This window comes from Moritella sp. 24, assembly GCF_018219155.1.
In the GTDB taxonomy this organism is placed as follows: domain Bacteria; phylum Pseudomonadota; class Gammaproteobacteria; order Enterobacterales; family Moritellaceae; genus Moritella.
Map to the genome: position 1 here is coordinate 2,129,946 of NZ_CP056123.1, position 18,382 is coordinate 2,148,327.

An 18,382-nucleotide genomic window follows, 5' to 3' on the forward strand; every position below is an offset into this window, starting at 1 on the left:
TCTTTTATATAGCGATAAATTGACGCGAGATTAACAAAAGCCGTGTAATTATAAAGTAATTCTATATAATACTTGGTCTGAAATTTCTTTCTACTTATAGTTTTACTTTTGGTTATTCGATTACAATTTGGTTTTTCGATTACAAAACGTTCAGCTCAAATTTCAGTTTATTAATGAGTGTTAGTCACTTGAACTTAACACTTAACTAAACATTATCGCTTGGTGTGTTATTCACACCATAATTTATGCAAACGCTGCATCGTAGGCAGCATCACTGCAAAAGGATATAAAATGCCTGTTATTACTCTTCCAGATGGCGCTCAGCGTCAATTTGACAATCCAGTATCTATTATGGATATTGCCGCAGATATCAGCTCCGGTCTTGCTAAAGCGTGTATCGCTGGCCGTGTTAATGGGGAACGTGTTGACGCATGTGACCTGATCACTGAAGACGCTGCAATCGAAATCATTACGTCTAAAGATGCCGATGGTCTAGAGATCCTACGCCACTCTTGTGCGCATTTACTTGGTCATGCTATTAAGCAATTATGGCCAAACACCAAGATGGCTATTGGCCCTACCATTGATAAAGGCTTCTATTATGATGTCGATATGGAAGAACCAATTAGCGAAGCTGATTTAGCTAAGCTAGAAAAGCACATGAACAAACTGGTTAAGACCAACTATCAAGTAATTAAGAAAGTTGTATCTTGGCAAGAAGCGCGTGACACGTTTGAAGAACGTGGTGAAACTTATAAAGTAGCGATCTTAGACGAGAACATCGGTAAAGATGAAACGCCTGCTTTATATTTCCATGAAGAATACGTAGATATGTGTCGTGGCCCGCACGTACCAGTAATGAAGCATTGCCAGCATTTCAAATTAATGTCTGTTGCAGGCGCATACTGGCGCGGTAACTCAGACAATAAGATGTTACAACGTATATATGGTACAGCTTGGACTGATAAGAAAGAGCTAAAAGCATATATTCAACGTCTTGCTGAAGCTGAGAAGCGCGATCACCGTAAAATTGGTAAGCAACTTGATCTTTACCATATGCAAGAAGATGCACCGGGTATGGTGTTCTGGCATAATGACGGTTGGACTATTTTCCGTGAACTAGAAACGTTCATCCGTGAAAAATTACGTGACTTTAATTACCAAGAAGTGAAAGGTCCACAAATCATGGATCGTAGCTTATGGGAAAAATCAGGTCACTGGGACAAATATGCAGACGGTATGTTCTGTACGCATTCGGAAAATCGTGAATACGCGATTAAACCAATGAACTGTCCTGGCCACGTACAGATTTATAACCAAGGTTTAAAATCTTACCGTGATTTACCATTACGTATGGCAGAGTTTGGCTCATGTCACCGTAATGAACCATCAGGCTCGTTACATGGCTTAATGCGTGTACGTGGTTTCACACAGGATGATGCCCACATCTTCTGTACTGAAAGCCAAATACAACAAGAAGTATCTGATTGTATTAAGATGGTTTTCGAAACGTATGAGACATTTGGTTTCGAAAATATTGAAATTAAACTTTCAACGCGCCCTGAAAATCGTGTTGGTAGTGATGAGACTTGGGATAAATCAGAAAAAGCACTTGCTGATGCATTAACTTCAAATGGCTTGACCTATGAAGTGCAAGAAGGCGAGGGTGCGTTCTATGGTCCTAAGATTGAATTTACTTTACATGATTGCTTAGATCGAGCATGGCAATGTGGTACAATTCAGCTAGACTTCTCAATGCCTGAGAAATTAGGTGCTGAATATGTGTGTGAAAATAATGGTCGTGACACGCCTGTTATGATTCACCGCGCGATTTTAGGTTCACTTGAGCGCTTCATCGGTATCTTAATTGAAGAGTATGCAGGATTATTCCCTACTTGGATCTCACCTGTTCAAGCAGTTGTAATGAATATTACAGACAAACAGGCTGTTTTTGCTACAGAATTTGTAGAAAAAATGAAGAAAGTAGGCATTAGAGCAAAATTAGACTTGAGAAATGAGAAGATAGGCTTTAAAATCCGCGAACATACTTTGAAACGTGTGCCATATCTTTTGGTCATCGGCGATAAAGAAGTCGAGTCAGGAGAAATAGCAGTACGTACTCGTAAGGGTGTTGACTTAGGTACTATGAAGTTAGATGATTTCATCAGTAAATTACAAACTGAAGTCAGCAGCCGCGGTAAAACAACTTTGGAGGATTCGTTATAAAAGGCGGAAAAAAAGGTCAACAACAAACGACCAGACAACATCGTATCAACGAAGAAATTCGTATACCAGAATGTCGCTTAAACGGTGCTGATGGTGAAGTGATTGGAATCGTATCTATAAGAGAAGCTCTTGCTATCGCAGAAGAAGCAAGTTTAGATCTTGTAGAAATTAGCCCGAATGCCGAGCCTCCTGTTTGCCGTGTCATGGATTACGGTAAATTTATATACGAGAAAAGTAAATCTGTTAAAGAGCAGAAGAAAAAGCAAGTTCGGGTTCAGGTTAAGGAAATAAAATTCCGTCCTGGAACTGACACCGGCGATTATCAGGTAAAACTACGCAACCTGACTCGCTTCCTCGAAGAAGGTAACAAAGCGAAAATTACGCTGCGTTTCCGAGGTCGAGAAATGGCGCACCAGAGCTTAGGCTTTGATCTTCTAAATCGTATTAAAGACGATCTAAAAGAAATTGCAGTCGTGGAGGCTTTCCCGAAAATGGAAGGTCGTCAAGCTGTAATGGTGTTAGCCCCAAAAAAGAAATAGTAGGTGCTTCCAAGTAATATGAGTACGTAAGTACTCATGTTCGCCTTACTGTTATTCATTAATATTCAACAATGCGGAGTTATAATGCCTAAGTTGAAATCGAATAAAGGCGCTGCAAAGCGCTTTAAGAAAACCGCTAATGGTTTTAAACGCAAACAGTCTCACCTACGTCATATTTTGACCAAGAAGAGCACTAAACGTAAACGTCACCTTCGTGGTACGCAAATGGTTGCAAAGTGTGATGTTGCATCTGTTTCACGTATGCTTCCATACGCTTAATTTTAGATATAAAAGAGGAAAATAGTTATGCCTAGAGTTAAACGCGGTGTTGTTGCACGTGCTCGTCATAAGAAAGTTTTAAAACAAGCTAAAGGTTATTACGGAGCTCGTTCACGAGTTTACCGTGTTGCTTTCCAAGCAGTTACAAAAGCTGGTCAATATGCTTACCGTGACCGTCGTCAACGTAAACGTCAATTCCGTCAATTATGGATTACACGTATTAACGCTGCTGCACGTCAAAATGGTATGTCTTACAGCCGTTTCATTAATGGCCTTAAACACGCCTCTATTGAAATCGATCGTAAGATCTTAGCAGACATTGCTGTATTCGATAAAGCGGCATTTACTGTACTAGTAAATAAAGCAAAAGAAGCTGTTGCTTAATTTAAATTAAGTAATTGTTATTAAAAGGAGGCTTAGGCCTCCTTTTTTAGTTTTTGAACAACTGAATTAATAGAAAATACCTATAAGTTATTAATACCCTCGACTTATAATATAGCTATAAAGTCCTGCTAACAGTCCCTTCTATATACTTGCATAATGCTTTTCTGTAATATAAATTTATCAATTTTAAATATTATTGTGATAGATATTCAAATTTATGCGTTATTTATTGTCTTTACTTCTCCTTATTGCTTTTCATAGTACTTTTGCGCGAGCTGAAGGTATTGCTATTGATCAAAATTTTAAAGTAGACCACCTCAGTTCATCAATAAAATATTTTGAAGATAAAACTAATTCATACACATTTGATTATTTATCGCAAAGACAGTCTGCGGTTCCTTGGGTAAGTAGTAAAGAAGAGCACTTTAACTTTGGTTTTTCTGATAGTACATTTTGGTTTCAGGGTGAGATAGTGAACAAGTCAGGTGTTGATAAATATCTGATTATAGATTTCGGTGATTCACTATTAGATAAGATTGATCTTTATCTTATTGGTGGCGATGGTAATATCACAGCTAAAAGCCTAGGCACTCGTCGACATGATGACGATAATATGTCTAATTTAACCTTTGCAACGGGCTTTAAAATAGAAGCGAATGAAAGCATTAATTATTTCATTCGTCTTAAAACAACTGCTTTTTTACAAACCCCCCTCATGATATGGAATGCTAACGATTTTATTGATAACCAATCACAGCATAAATTAATGGTAGGTATATTTACCGGTCTATTTTTGATGATGATATGTTATCTCGTGTTCTTATATATACACCTACATGAACCTCGATTACTTCAATATGTATTATTCATTGTGTGCTATCTCGCTGTTATATGGATTATAGAAGGTTTTGGTTTCGTGTATAACCTTCCTTTTATTACTGAATATTATGATGCGATAATTATTATATTAATGGGTATTATTGGGCTAAACCTCAGCTTATTTGCGCGTCAACTATTGAAGTTGAGATACCGTTCTTGGTTTTCTACATTCATTAAAATGCTGATTATTTTTTCGTTTGTTGTTATTGCAAGTCCGCTGTTGTTCTCATTCAAAATCAGTATTATATTAATTTCTGTTCTAGCTTTAGGTCTTACAATACTGACAATTGTATGTGGCTTATTTTTTATCCATGATGAGTCAAAAGAAGTACGTTTTTATGTTTTATCATTAGTGTATTTCATACTTGGCATTGATATACATATCCTTACTCGTTTTGGATTGCTAGGCCAGTATGAATTTTCTGACTATACTTCGGCATTGTCAGCGCTTGTCGTATTGATTTATCTATGCTGGAACTTTGCAAAGCAAATGGCTCGTGACAGAATCATAAAGAAAGATGTTGAAAAGCAAATGACATCAGTGAATGAGCGTTACTACAGTGTATTTCAAAATGCAGCAGAGGGTATGTTCACCACGACGATAGACGGTGAGATATTAGCGATTAACAAATCTATGTGTCGATTATTGGGCTTTATCAACCTTGAGGATATGAAAAAATCGGGTAATTTTAAAGCGGATGAATTTTATGCGGACCCGCATCTTCGAGAAAAAATAATTGAATCACTGCGCATTGAGGGTGAAATTAATAGTATTGAGATGTCTGGTTATGACCGTTATGGTGAAATATTCCATGGCGAAATTAATATGCGATTAAATATTCAGCCCGATATAACCGTTATTGATGGCTCATTTGTCAATACAACGAAGCGTAAACAACATGAAATTAAACTTGAGTCGATTGCTAAATATGATCAATTAACAGGGTTAGTTAATCGTACACACTTTGAGAAGCTAGTTGGTCTGTCATTAGAAAGTAACCGTTCGGTTTTAGAAGATAACATATTACTTTACATGGACTTAGACCAGTTTAAATTAGTTAACGATATCTGTGGACATGATGTCGGTGATTCCTTACTGAAAAAAATAACGGTTGTTTTAAAATCATTCCTTGATGAAAATGCAATATTAGCGCGTCTTGGAGGGGATGAATTTGGCATTCTGCTTAATAAAACTAACTTTGATGATGCGCTTGAAGTTGCAGATACGATCCGCTGCGGTATTGAAGATTTTAGATTTACACATAATGCACGACACTTTGTATTAGGGGCAAGTATTGGTGTTGTTACTTTAGATGAATCAATTGAGAATTTTTCACAAGCATTAAGCCTTGCAGACACAGCGTGCTTTACAGCGAAGGAGCAGGGGCGTAATCGCATTCATGTATACAGTAAAAGTAACGACGTGATGCTTGGACACCAGCGTGAAATGCGTTGGATCGGCGTCCTGCGTGAAGCGCTAGATGCAAATAGATTCGAACTTGCCTTCCAAACGATTCAACCCTTATCACCTTTAGTGGATGAAGGCTATCGATATGAAATATTACTTAGATTAAGAGATGAACAAGGCAACTTGCAATCTCCGAGTGAGTTTATTGCTGCCGCTGAAAATTATAATTTCATGTCACAATTAGACCGTTGGGTAGTTAAAACATACTGCCAATGGTTGTCTTCAAACCCTAACCATCTTTCTATGCTTAGTTCAGCTTCCATTAACTTATGTGGGCAATCTTTAGTTGATAGAAGTATGCATTCATATATAGAGAAAACAATCACAACGTACGGTATTCCGCCTGAAAAACTCTGTTTTGAAATTACAGAAAGTCAGGCGATCATGGACTTTGATCAAACAATTTTATTCATGAATAAATTTAAGGCATTAGGTTGTCGATTCAGTTTAGATGATTTTGGAAGTGGTTTTTCTTCATATAGTTATATTAAACGACTTCCGATTGATCAACTTAAAATTGATGGTTCATTTGTTGAAAATATCGAGACAGATAACATTGATTACACTATGGTTAAGTCATTTAATGACATTGCAAAGGCTGTTAACATCAAAACGGTTGCTGAATATGTAGAAAATGAAAACATCAAAAATATCCTGTCTGGAATAGGTATTGATTATGTTCAAGGCTATTTAATAGCCAAACCTGCACTTTTAGTCGATTTAGTTGATAATGAACAACTTGATTCTGCTTAAGTACTAGCACTTCAGCTTACTTTTAAGTAAAATCATCCATTACTGAATGAATCTATTCACTTTTCCTGCCAACAGGGTGATAAGAAAAACATGCAACACCTCAAAGAAATAATCGCACAGGCCGTAGAAGCCGTAGCAAACGCAACAGATCTCGCAACATTGGACACTGTTCGTGTTGAGTACCTTGGTAAAAAAGGTATCTTGACTGAACAAATGAAGACATTAGGTAAACTGCCTCCAGCAGAAAAACCTAAAGCTGGCCAAGCGATTAATATTGCTAAGCAAGAAGTTCAAAAAATCATTAACGATAAACGTGATGCATTTCAACAAGCAGTTTTAGATGCTAAATTAGCAGAAGAAATGATTGATGTAACAGCACCTGGTCGTACGAACCTAAACGGTGGTTTACATCCTGTAACACGCACTATCGAACGTATTGAATCATTTTTCGGTGAATTAGGTTTCGCTGTTAAATCTGGTCCAGAAGTTGAAGATGATTATCACAACTTTGATGCATTGAATATCCCTGAGCATCATCCAGCTCGTGCGGATCACGATACATTTTACTTTAATCCTAAGTTAGTACTTAGAACACAAACATCTGGTGTTCAGATTCGTACGATGGAAGTTGAAAAACCGCCTATCCGTATCATCTCTCCAGGCCGTGTTTACCGTAATGATTACGATCAAACACACACGCCAATGTTCCATCAAGTAGAAGGTCTATTTGTTGACGAAAAAGTAAGCTTTAGTGAGCTGAAAGGTGTATTACACGATTTCTTAAATAACTTCTTTGAAGAAGATTTAGAAATTCGTTTCCGTCCTTCTTATTTCCCGTTTACAGAAACTTCAGCTGAAGTAGATGTAATGGGCAAAAATGGTAAATGGTTAGAAGTACTAGGCTGCGGCATGGTTCACCCTAACGTATTAACCTCTGTTGGAATCGACCCTGAAAAATACTCTGGCTTTGCCTTTGGTATGGGTGTTGAACGTTTAGCGATGCTTCGCTATGGCGTTAACGATTTACGTTCATTTTTCGAAAATGATTTACGTTTCCTCAAGCAGTTTAAATAAGATAGGACACTATAATGAAATTCAGTAATGAATGGTTACAAACTTGGGTTAAACCAGGTCTTACAAACGAAGAGCTAGCGCATCAAATTACAATGGCTGGCCTTGAAGTTGACGGTATTGATGCCGTTGCTGGTGATTTCACTGGTATCGTTGTAGGTCACGTTGTTGAATGTGGTCAGCATCCAGATGCAGATAAATTACAAGTAACTAAAATCGATATTGGTGCAGAAGAGCTAATCGACATCGTATGTGGCGCATCTAACTGCCGTGCAGGCCTTAAAGTTGCTGTTGCAACTGTAGGCGCTGTATTACCTGGCGATTTCAAAATTAAGAAAGCTAAACTACGTGGTCAACCATCACACGGTATGCTTTGTTCTGAATCTGAAATGGGCATGGCTGAATCAGCTGACGGTATCATCGAGTTACCTGCAGATGCAATCCCGGGTACTTGTATTCGTGAATTCCTTGGCCTAGACGATGTGACTATTGAAGTTGATCTAACACCTAACCGTGCTGATTGCTTAAGCATCGCTGGTATCGCTCGTGAAGTCGGTGTATTAAACAACATCGCAGTAACAGCGCCAGAATGGACCAATGCAACAGAAATAAGTACAGAGACAGTAAATGTTTCTGTAACAGCGACAGAGCAATGCCCTCGTTACCTTGGTCGTGTGATCAGTAACTTAGATATGAGCGCTAAAACACCTTTATGGATGGTTGAGCGTTTACGTCGTTGTGGCACTCGTTCAATCGATCCTGTTGTTGACGTTACTAACTATGTATTGTTAGAACTTGGTCAACCGATGCATGCATTTGATCTTGCAACATTAACAGGCGCGATTAATGTTCGTCTTGCTAACCAAGATGAAAAATTAACGCTGCTTGATGGTAACGAAGTTAAGCTAAATGACAATACGCTTGTTATTGCTGATGACTCTGGTGCTATCGCAATGGCTGGTATCTTCGGCGGCGAAAAAACAGGTGTAACGACTGCAACTAGCTCTATCTTATTAGAGTCTGCATTCTTTAGCCCGTTAGCGATCACTGGTCGTGCTCGTGCGTATGGTCTACATACTGATTCTTCACACCGTTTTGAACGTGGTGTTGACTCTGAACTTCAATACCAAGCAATGGAACGTGCGACACAGTTAATCGTTGAAATTTGTGGTGGTGAAGTAGCACCAGTTGTTGATGTAACAACAGAAGCGACATTACCGAAGCATGCACCAATTAACTTACGTCGTCATCAATTAGATAAAGTAATTGGTTTCCATATTGAAGACGAAAAAGTAACTGACATTTTAAACACGCTAGGTCTAGCACCTACGTTTGAAAATGACACTTGGACTGTTACGTCACCAGCATTCCGCTTCGATATCGAAGTTGAAGTTGATCTAATTGAAGAAGTAGCACGTGTATTTGGTTACAACAATATTCCAAATATGGCACCTGTTGCTCCATTAAAGATGACAGACCATAACGAAGCGACATTACCTGTTCGTCGTATTCGTGATTTAATGGTTGACCGTGGATTCCAAGAAGCAATTACATATAGCTTCGTTGATCCAAAACGTCAATTATTACTACACCCTGAGGCAGATCAACTTACATTGCCACATCCAATCTCGATTGAAATGTCAGCAATGCGCGTTAGTATGTTCACTGGTTTAGTTGAAGCAGTTGTTGCTAACCAAAAACGTCAGCAACAACGTATTCGTTTGTTTGAAACTGGTCTTACATTTATTAAAGATGAATCAGTTGAAAACGGTGTACTACAAGTACCTATGCTTGGTGCAATTATTGCGGGTACTGCGAATGCTGAATCATGGAATCAAGAAAGTAAGTCTGTAGACTATTTCGACCTTAAAGGTGATTTAGACGCGCTATTAGACCAGACATGTAATACTGATGCATTTGTACTTAAACGTGCAAGTCACCCAGGCTTACATCCAGGTCAAAGTGCTGAAATCTTCTGTGAAGGTCGATCTGTTGGTCACATTGGTGCTATCCATCCTTCATTAGAGAAGAAGTTAGGACTAAATAGCTCAACGATTATTCTTGAGATTGAACTAGCTACATTAACATCTCGCAACCTACCGCAAGCTGTTGAAGTTTCTAAGTTTCCTGCTAACCGTCGTGACATTGCAATGATCGTTAAAGACGATGTTCATGCTGGTGATGTTCTTAACTTCATCAAAAAAGTTGGCGGGAATCAGTTAGTTGGCATAAACTTGTTTGATGTATACCAAGGTACTGGTGTTGCAGAAGGTCATAAGAGCCTAGCAATCAGCTTAACCTTACAAGATATCTCACGCACCTTGGAAGAAAAAGAAATATCTGAAGCAGTAAGTAATGTTGTGGACGCTATTTCATCTGAATTCAATGCATCCTTGAGGGATTAATTTATGGCACTAACCAAAGCTGATATTGCTGAAACTTTATTTAACGACGTTGGTCTGAGTAAACGTGAATCTAAAGAAATGGTAGAAGCTTTCTTTGAAGAGATTCGTTTATCTTTAGAGCTTAACGAGCAAGTTAAAATATCTGGTTTTGGTAATTTTGACCTTCGTGATAAAGGGGAACGACCTGGTCGTAATCCTAAAACAGGTGAAGATATACCAATTACAGCTCGTCGCGTAGTGACTTTTAAACCTGGTCAGAAGTTGAAAGCGAAAGTTGAAACTATCTCAAAAGATTAGAGTTTAAATTTGATAAGAAAAAACCGGCTTTCGCCGGTTTTTTTATGCCTGTAATATACTCATATTCTAATATGATCTTCTCTTTAATTTTACCCTACAATGTAGTTAAACAGAGTAGGGTAGCAAATAAAGAGAGAAGCTAATTAGCCACCAAGTTTATCTGATGCGATATGGTATTCAGGATCTTCGATTAAATTAACTTCAATCATATCACCTGCACGTTTCATTAGTTGTTTACACTCTAATGAAAGGTGACGAAGGTGTAATACTTTGCCAGCAGCCACGTAGCGTTCTGCTAATGTATCAATCGCTTCAATTGCAGAGTGATCACAAACACGTGAGTTAGCAAAATCAATGATTACGTCTTGCGGATCATTTGTAGTATCAAATAGCTCTAAAAAGTGACTAACAGAACCGAAGAATAATGGACCATTCACTTTATATACTTTGCTACCAGACTCTTCTGTAGATGTTTCTGCATTGATGTGTGATGCATGTTCCCATGCAAAACGTAATGCTGAAACAATTACACCAATGATTACTGCCACAGCTAGATCCGTGAACACTGTTACAACAGTAACGAGTACGATGACAAATGTATCTGCTTTTGGAATCTTACGAATTACACGGAATGTAGCCCATTCAAATGTACCAATCACAACCATGAACATAACACCCACAAGTGCAGCTAGTGGAATAACTTCAATTAGTGAAGAGAAGAATAGAATGAATAGCAATAGTGAGATAGCTGCAGTGATACCAGACAAACGACCACGACCACCAGAGTTGATGTTGATCATTGATTGACCGATCATTGCACAACCACCCATAGCACCAAAGAAACCGTTAACGATGTTTGAAGCGCCTTGTGCAACACATTCTCGGTTACCTTTACCACGTGTACCAGTCATTTCATCAATAACTGTTAATGTTAGCAATGATTCAATAAGACCAACCGCAGCAAGAATTAATGAATAAGGTAGAATGATATAAAGTGTTTCTAATGTGAACGGTACACTTGGAATGCTAAAGCTTGGTAGTGAACCAGAAATAGTCGCGTTATCATCGCCAGTCATCGATCTAACGAAGTCAACAACGGTACGAGTGTCTAGACCCATGTAATAAACAATTAGCGTTACTGTTACAATCGCAACAAGTGAAGATGGCACTGCTTTTGTTAGTTTTGGTAGGAAATGAATGATTGCCATTGTAAGTGCAACAAGACCTAACATGATATAAAGTTGTGAACCTTGTAACCAAGCTAGATCGCCATTAGTATCAATAAATTTGAATTGACCTAGTTGCGCTAAGAAAATAACAATAGCTAGACCGTTCACAAACCCCATCATTACAGGGTGTGGTACGATTCGAATAAATTTACCTAGCTTGAATACACCTGCAAGAACTTGCAATAAACCAGCAAGCACAACAGCGGCAAATAAATATTGCACGCCATTTTCAGCTACAAGCGACACCATTACAACTGCCATTGCACCTGTAGCACCAGAGATCATACCTGGACGGCCACCAAAAATAGCAGTGATTAAACCGACCATAAATGCAGCATATAAGCCTACTAGTGGTTCTACACCTGCAACAAAAGCAAATGCAACTGCTTCTGGTACAAGCGCTAGCGCCACCGTTAAACCAGATAGAACATCATTTTTAACTGATGCTATGGAATATTTTGGAAATTCAAACATAAATTTTAAGTTACCGAGTTGTCATTAATGAATAAAAAATAAAAGGATGATGCAAGTCCTGCATCATCCTAGTTACTAAAAAAGCCGCATTGTATGCGGCTTTTTAATTTTAGCTAATTGTTATTATTATTTAGCTAATGTGGTTGGCGATATGCTTTGTGAAGAAGCAAATTGACTACCACCTGGTCCAGCTGTGACATCAATAGATGCACGTTGAACAATACCTACTTTAGCAACAAAGTTACTAGTTGAAGGTGCCACTTGTTGAGGTGTTGCCATCTTAACAGTGTAGTTAACTTTCTTTGAAACTGTACCTTGTGCTAATAATGCAGGCTGAGGTGTAACTTCAATTGCTTTGTAAGCAACTGGTGTTTCAACAACAACTGGCGTTTCAGTAACAACTGGTGTTTCAACAACAACTGGCGTTTCAGCAACAACTGGTGTTTCAGCAACAGCTGGCGTTTCAGCAACAACTGGCGTTTCAGCAACAACTGGTGTTTCAACAACAACTGGCGTTTCAGCAACAACTGGTGTTTCAACAACAACTGGCGTTTCAGCAACAACTGGTGTTTCAGTTACAACTGGTGTTTCAGCAACAACTGGTGTTTCAGCAACAACTGGTGTTTCAGTTACAACTGGTGTTTCAGTTACAACTGGTGCGTGTCCTGGGCGAGTTGCTGGCGCAGTGTGCATTTGACGAGTGACAGATTTAGTTTCAATCTTAACTCGCTCAGTAGATGGCTTAGCAGTTGGTGTAACAACATCAGCTACTTCATTAGCTACAGGCGCTGGCTTAGCTGCAACAGCTGTGTGCATTACAGGTTTAGCTGCTGGAGCAGTAACAGGTTTAGCTGCTGGAGCAGTAACAGGTTTAGTTGCTGGAGCAGTAACAGGTTTAGTTGCTGGAGCAGTAACAGGTTTAGTTGCTGGAGCAGTAACAGGCTTAGTTGCTGGAGCAGTAACAGGCTTAGTTGCTGGAGCAGTAACAGGCTTAGTTGCTGGAGCAGTAACAGGTTTAGCTACTTCAGCCGTAACAGGCTTAGTTACTTCAGCAGTAGCAGGCTTAGTTACTTCAGCAGTAGCAGGCTTAGTTACTTCAGCCGTAACAGGCTTAGTTACTTCAGCAGTAACAGGCTTAGTTACTTCAGCAGTAACAGGCTTAGTTACTTCAGCAGTAGCAGGCTTAGTTGCTTTAGCCGTAACTGGCTTAGCTACTTTAGCCGTAACAGGTTTAGTTACTTCAGTAGTTGCTGTCGCTGTGTCATCTAATTTAACTTTAACAGCTTCGTTATTTCTAGGCTGTTTAGAACCACGACGAGTACGCTTAGGTTGCGCATTTGCATCAGGTTTAGGCTTGCTAGCAGCTTCTGTAGTTGCAGATTGCTCTGATTCTACGTTAGCTTTCTGTTGAGTGTTATTTACACGTACTTTTTTACGCATGTTGCGGCGTTGACGACGTTCAGCTAAAACAGCTTGATTTTGCGGGCTGTTTTCTTCTTTAGTCTCTTGAGTTTGTGTAGTCTCTTTAACTTGATTATTCGATTTTTGTTTTCTTTCGAATTTATTTTGCTGTTTTACTTCAACATTTTCGTTGCTATTAGCATCTTGTTGTTTGTTTTCAGCATTTTCAGGATTACGAGGCTTGCGGTTGCGACGGTTGCGCGGTTTGCGAGGCTCATCGTTATTACGGCTAGTTGGAGCTTTATCCGTAACTACTTTTTTAGGCGCTTCTTTAACCGTTTCTTTTACAGTTTCTTTTACTTCGACTTTTTCATCGCTAGTAAAGAAACCAGAAATCGCTTTACCTATGCGGCTAAATACAGACTCTTTTTCAACAGCAGGTGCCGTTGTTTTAGCTTGTACAGTTGCTTTCGCTTTTGGTTGTTGCGCAGGTTTTTTAACGGCTGCTTTCGATTTTTCTGATTTATTTTCAGGTGTATTGATTTGCTTAACTAATGGTTGAACTGTTTCGTTATTTACTTTTGGCTCATAACGAGTGAATTCACGTGATTTAGTTAGCTCAGTACTTGAAAGTTCAGCGCTGTCTTCATCAGCTTTAACACGAGAAACTTCAAAATGAGGTGTTTCTAAATTCTCATTTGGAATAATAAAGCTTTTCACTTTATAACGTTTTTCTAAACGTAAGATTGAATTACGTTTTTCATTTAGTAAGTAAGCTGCAACTGGAACTGGTACTTGAGCAACAATGTGATTTGTGTTTTCTTTTAGCGATTCTTCTTCGATTAAACGTAGAATAGAAAGCGCTAAAGACTCATTATCACGAATCGTTCCTTGACCATTACAACGAGGACAAACGTGTGTGCTTGACTCACCAAGAGAAGGGCGGATACGTTGGCGAGACATTTCCATCAAACCGAATCGTGAAATACGGCCTAGTTGAATACGAGCTCGATCTTGGCGGACTGCATCACGTAAGCAATTTTCTACTTCACGTTGGTTTTTAACTGGACCCATATCGATAAAATCGATAACAACAAGACCACCTAAATCACGAAGACGTAATTGACGAGCAACTTCATCTGCCGCTTCTAAGTTAGTATTTAAGGCTGTTTCTTCAATATCACCACCGCGTGTTGCACGTGCAGAGTTAATATCGATAGACGTTAAGGCTTCAGTTGGGTCAATAACAATTGAGCCACCAGACGGTAGGCGAACTTCACGTTGGAACGCTGATTCGATTTGTGTTTCAATCTGGTAATGATTGAATAAAGGCACGTCACCTTGATACAATTTAATGCGGTCCATGAAGTCTGGACGAATTAACTTGATGCGATTTTTTGCTTCTTCGAATGCTTTCGGGTGATCAATTAAGATTTCACCGATATCACGACGAAGATAATCACGAATGGCGCGAGCGATTACATTACTTTCTTGGTGTATTAAAAAAGTACCTTGACGGTCTTTTGCACTGTCTTGAATTGCTTGCCAATGGTTAAGTAGAACCTTAAGGTCCCAATCTAACTCTTCTGCAGATTTACCAACACCAGCGGTACGAACAATAAGTCCCATGCCTTCAGGTAATTCTAATGTAGCAAGAGCAGATTTAAGCTCTGTACGTTCATCACCTTCAATGCGACGAGAAATACCACCTGCACGAGGGTTGTTTGGCATTAGAACAAGATAACTACCAGCTAAGCTAATAAATGTAGTTAATGCTGCACCTTTATTGCCACGTTCTTCTTTTTCGATCTGTACAATTACTTCAGTACCTTCAGCAACAACATCCTTAATGCTCGGACGTCCACGTTGCTTACCTGAACCTTGTTTAAAGTAAGTGCGAGAGATTTCTTTAAGAGGAAGGAAACCGTGGCGGTCTGCACCATAGTCAACAAAAGCAGCTTCTAAACTTGGTTCTACACGGGTGATTTTACCTTTGTAGATGTTTGCTTTCTTTTGTTCGTGACCAGGGCTTTCAATATCTAGATCATAAAGGCGTTGCCCATCAACAAGCGCAACGCGCAACTCTTCTTTTTGAGTTGCATTAATTAACATTCTTTTCATTTTATTATTACTTATAAATTAATTTTCATGCTTGAATAAATTAGTTAGACGTACATCAGGCCTTGTGTCTGTAAGATAATCAACCTCTCGGCTGTTTAAATTAAGGCGCTGTTAGATGCTCTAAATGTGATCAAGTGTCTTACGATTATTTCTGCACTCATTAGATTCCATCAATAACTAACGTGTATAATTGCATTCGAAAAGGTGCCATACATAGAAATTGAATTGTGGGGAGGTGGTATCCAGTTGGATAAATGAAACTCCCTATCAATGTACACCTTATATACAAAATGTATGCTAAAAACCCGCAGCAAGAATAACGACATCCTGGTTATTCTGAAATTATTGATATAAATAAATGATTATTTACCTCAATAGCAGATATACTAAAGCCATTATTATTCTTGGCTGTATTTTTTTAGCAGTACAGAGGGTATTATCCCATTGCCTGTATTAATATAGCAAGTTAACTTTCCACTCAATTAGAAATATTTTTCAAATTGATACTTAAACGCATTTGAGTTAGACAATAAAATAATTATGACCGATAAAATTTCACCAAAAGTAGAATTTGTAACTATTACTGAAGATTATCAAGGACAACGAATTGATAACTTTTTACGCACCCGATTAAAAGGTGTACCAAAAAGTATGATTTATCGCATCATACGTAAAGGTGAGGTGAGAGTTAATAAAGGTAGAATTAAACCTGAGTATAAATTACAGCCAGAAGACATCGTTCGCGTACCACCGGTTCGAGTTTCAGAAACAGAAGCTATTTCACCGTCAGCAAACTTAGATTCTGTCCGCGCGTTAGAATCTCAAATCATATACGAAGATAACTATTTAATCGTTATCAATAAGCCATCAGGTATGGCTGTACATGGTGGTAGTGGTTTAAGCTTTGGTTTAATTGAAGGCTTACGTGCTATTCGCCCTGATAGTAAATTCCTTGAGCTAGTACACCGTTTAGATCGTGATACGTCTGGTTGTTTACTTGTTGCAAAGAAACGCAGCACGCTAAAAGCACTACATGAGCAATTGCGTTTAAAAACAATGCAAAAAGATTATCAAGCACTTGTTGCTGGCGCATGGCCGCGTAGTACTAAGGTTGTAAATGCACCTTTATTAAAAAATACAGTTAGTTCGGGCGAACGAATTGTACGTGTTGATGAAGAAGGTAAACAATCTCAGACACGTTTTAAAATTATTCAACGCTATGAGCACGGCACTTTGGTTCAAGCTAGCCCTATTACGGGTAGAACACACCAAATTCGTGTGCACACGCTACATGCAGGCCACCCTATTGCTTGTGATGATAAGTATGGCGATAAAGAGTTTACGCAGCGTATGAATGGCCTAGGCTTAAGACGCCTGTTTTTACACGCAGCTCGCTTACAATTCTTTAATCCTGGTACTGAAGAAATACAAGAAGTAGAAGCACCACTAGATATGGCGTTAGTTAAAGCGTTAGAAAAACTGAAAAAGTGTTAATCGTATAAGCTATTAAGTGTTACTCACTCAATAGCATTTGATAAAAAAGCCAGTGTCGATGATACTGGCTTTTTTTATGTTCAAAATTTGGCTTAAGTTGGTCTCTATTTAACCTTCTAAAACGTTATAGCCTTGTTCTTGTAGAATTTCTACTAGGCTAATTAGGGGCAGCCCAATTAAAGTATTCGGGTCTTTACCTTCTAACTTAGAAAATAATGCGATGCCAAGTCCCTCACACATAAAACTCCCAGCGCAATTGTAAGGTTGCTCAGTCTCTAAATAATAACGAATTTGATTATCTGTAAGTGCTCTAAAATGCACAATAAATTGTTCAACTATCGTATTTGTCTGATTCGTGCATTGATTTACAACAGAAAGACCGGTGTAAAAAGTTATCTTTTGTGCAGAAACGGCAGATAATTGTGCAAAAGCTGTTTCAAAATTACCTGGTTTACCTATTATTTCGTTATTAATGACACAAACCTGATCCGATCCGATCGATATTGAGTTATTATACTCCCGACTGGCAGCTTTAGCTTTTTCTAGTGCTAGACGTGATACTAGCATTTCAGCTGTTTCGTTTGGCTTGACGGTTTCATCAACTTTTGGGTTGAAGGTATCGAAAGGGCAGTTTAGTTTTTCTAAAATCTGTTTACGGAATGGCGATGTTGAAGCAAGGATCAGTTTAGGTCTCATGGTTTATCTATCATCAATTATTTAATTATTTGATGATTTTAACGACAAGTGATCTATTTTTGTAGGGAATTTTGATTTTTTTTCATTTTCCTTTTGACTCTAACAACATGAATCTATATTATCCGCAACCTATGAAAAAGGTAAAACTACCAGTAACTGTTGATCCTTATCGTACCGCTCAACAAAGATTGGATTTCAACACTAGTGTTGAAGCCCGTCTGTTGAAACGTATTACGGATGCAACGGCAGGTGAACCAAGTGATGCTCAGGTATCAATATCGTTCAGTAAAGACAATCAAGGTCTTATAGTGATACAGGGTAGCGTATCTCTAACCGTTAACCTTGAATGTCAGCGCTGTGGCGAGATATTTGAACAAGCTTGTGAAACCGAATTTAGATATAGTCCTGTGAAAAATGATTCTCAGGTCGAAGATCTGCCAGATGCTTATGAGCCCATTGAATTGGACGCAAATGGCGAAATCAATCCAGTTTCATTTATTGAAGATGAAGTGATCATAAATCTGCCTCTTGTTGCTTTGCACGAAGAGAAAGATTGTTCAGTGAATCCGAATGAGATGAGTTTTGGAGAAATAGAGCCTGCTGATGAGCAGCCCAACCCATTTGCAGCTTTATCTGAATTAAAGCGCAAGTAATTAGGAGTATAGG

At 38.6% G+C, this 18,382-nt stretch carries 13 protein-coding genes; 10 read left to right on the forward strand and 3 right to left on the reverse strand.

Going from position 1 to position 18,382, the window contains the following annotated elements; genetic code table 11:
• Positions 1-291 precede the first annotated feature (291 nt).
• The 8 genes from thrS (at position 292) to ihfA (ending at position 10,301) form a co-directional block, all read left to right on the forward strand.
• Complete coding sequence (gene thrS, locus HWV00_RS09600; protein WP_211685960.1) at positions 292-2,226, forward strand: threonine--tRNA ligase; 1,935 nt, start codon at positions 292-294, stop codon at positions 2,224-2,226.
• The gene (gene infC / locus HWV00_RS09605; RefSeq protein WP_081588302.1) at positions 2,223-2,765 is read left to right on the forward strand and encodes a translation initiation factor IF-3; all 543 of its coding nucleotides are present in this window, start codon (positions 2,223-2,225) and stop codon (positions 2,763-2,765) included. Before thrS ends, infC begins: the two co-directional genes overlap by 4 nt.
• Positions 2,766-2,849: 84 nt before the next feature.
• Positions 2,850-3,044 carry a 50S ribosomal protein L35 gene (rpmI, locus tag HWV00_RS09610; protein ID WP_019439703.1) on the forward strand — a complete coding sequence of 65 codons (195 nt, stop codon included), beginning with the start codon at positions 2,850-2,852 and terminating at the stop codon, positions 3,042-3,044.
• A 27-nt stretch (positions 3,045-3,071) separates the two neighbouring features.
• Positions 3,072-3,428 (forward strand): 50S ribosomal protein L20, encoded by a 357-nt coding sequence (gene rplT, locus HWV00_RS09615; protein ID WP_019439702.1) that lies wholly within the window; start codon positions 3,072-3,074, stop codon positions 3,426-3,428.
• Between the two features lie 229 nt (positions 3,429-3,657).
• A complete protein-coding gene (locus HWV00_RS09620) occupies positions 3,658-6,528 on the forward strand; it encodes an EAL domain-containing protein (protein ID WP_255554996.1) in 2,871 nt (956 codons plus the stop codon).
• A 90-nt stretch (positions 6,529-6,618) separates the two neighbouring features.
• Positions 6,619-7,602, forward strand: a complete 984-nt coding sequence (gene pheS, locus HWV00_RS09625; RefSeq protein WP_211685964.1) for a phenylalanine--tRNA ligase subunit alpha — start codon at positions 6,619-6,621, stop codon at positions 7,600-7,602.
• Positions 7,603-7,616: 14 nt separating this feature from the next.
• On the forward strand, positions 7,617-10,004 hold the full coding sequence (gene pheT, locus HWV00_RS09630; RefSeq protein WP_211685966.1) for a phenylalanine--tRNA ligase subunit beta: 2,388 nt from the start codon (positions 7,617-7,619) through the stop codon (positions 10,002-10,004).
• A gap of 3 nt (positions 10,005-10,007) precedes the next feature.
• A complete protein-coding gene (gene ihfA / locus HWV00_RS09635; protein WP_211685968.1) occupies positions 10,008-10,301 on the forward strand; it encodes an integration host factor subunit alpha in 294 nt (97 codons plus the stop codon).
• A gap of 143 nt (positions 10,302-10,444) precedes the next feature.
• On the opposite strand, the gene HWV00_RS09640 is transcribed toward ihfA, so the two are convergent.
• Both HWV00_RS09640 and rne read right to left on the reverse strand, forming a co-directional pair.
• Positions 10,445-12,004, reverse strand: a complete 1,560-nt coding sequence (locus tag HWV00_RS09640; RefSeq protein ID WP_211685970.1) for a SulP family inorganic anion transporter — start codon at positions 12,002-12,004, stop codon at positions 10,445-10,447.
• Between the two features lie 126 nt (positions 12,005-12,130).
• Positions 12,131-15,526, reverse strand: coding sequence for a ribonuclease E (gene rne, locus HWV00_RS09645; protein WP_370630513.1), 3,396 nt, complete (start codon positions 15,524-15,526; stop codon positions 12,131-12,133).
• Between the two features lie 540 nt (positions 15,527-16,066).
• On the opposite strand from rne, the gene rluC reads away from it, so the two are divergent.
• Positions 16,067-17,020 (forward strand): 23S rRNA pseudouridine(955/2504/2580) synthase RluC, encoded by a 954-nt coding sequence (gene rluC, locus HWV00_RS09650; RefSeq protein WP_211685972.1) that lies wholly within the window; start codon positions 16,067-16,069, stop codon positions 17,018-17,020.
• Positions 17,021-17,128: 108 nt separating this feature from the next.
• Here the strand turns inward: rluC and HWV00_RS09655 are convergent, their stop codons facing one another.
• Positions 17,129-17,716, reverse strand: a complete 588-nt coding sequence (locus HWV00_RS09655) for a nucleoside triphosphate pyrophosphatase (RefSeq protein ID WP_211685974.1) — start codon at positions 17,714-17,716, stop codon at positions 17,129-17,131.
• Between the two features lie 131 nt (positions 17,717-17,847).
• Between HWV00_RS09655 and yceD the strand changes: the two genes are divergently transcribed.
• The gene (yceD, locus tag HWV00_RS09660; RefSeq protein WP_255554997.1) at positions 17,848-18,369 is read left to right on the forward strand and encodes a 23S rRNA accumulation protein YceD; all 522 of its coding nucleotides are present in this window, start codon (positions 17,848-17,850) and stop codon (positions 18,367-18,369) included.
• Positions 18,370-18,382: the final 13 nt, after the last annotated feature.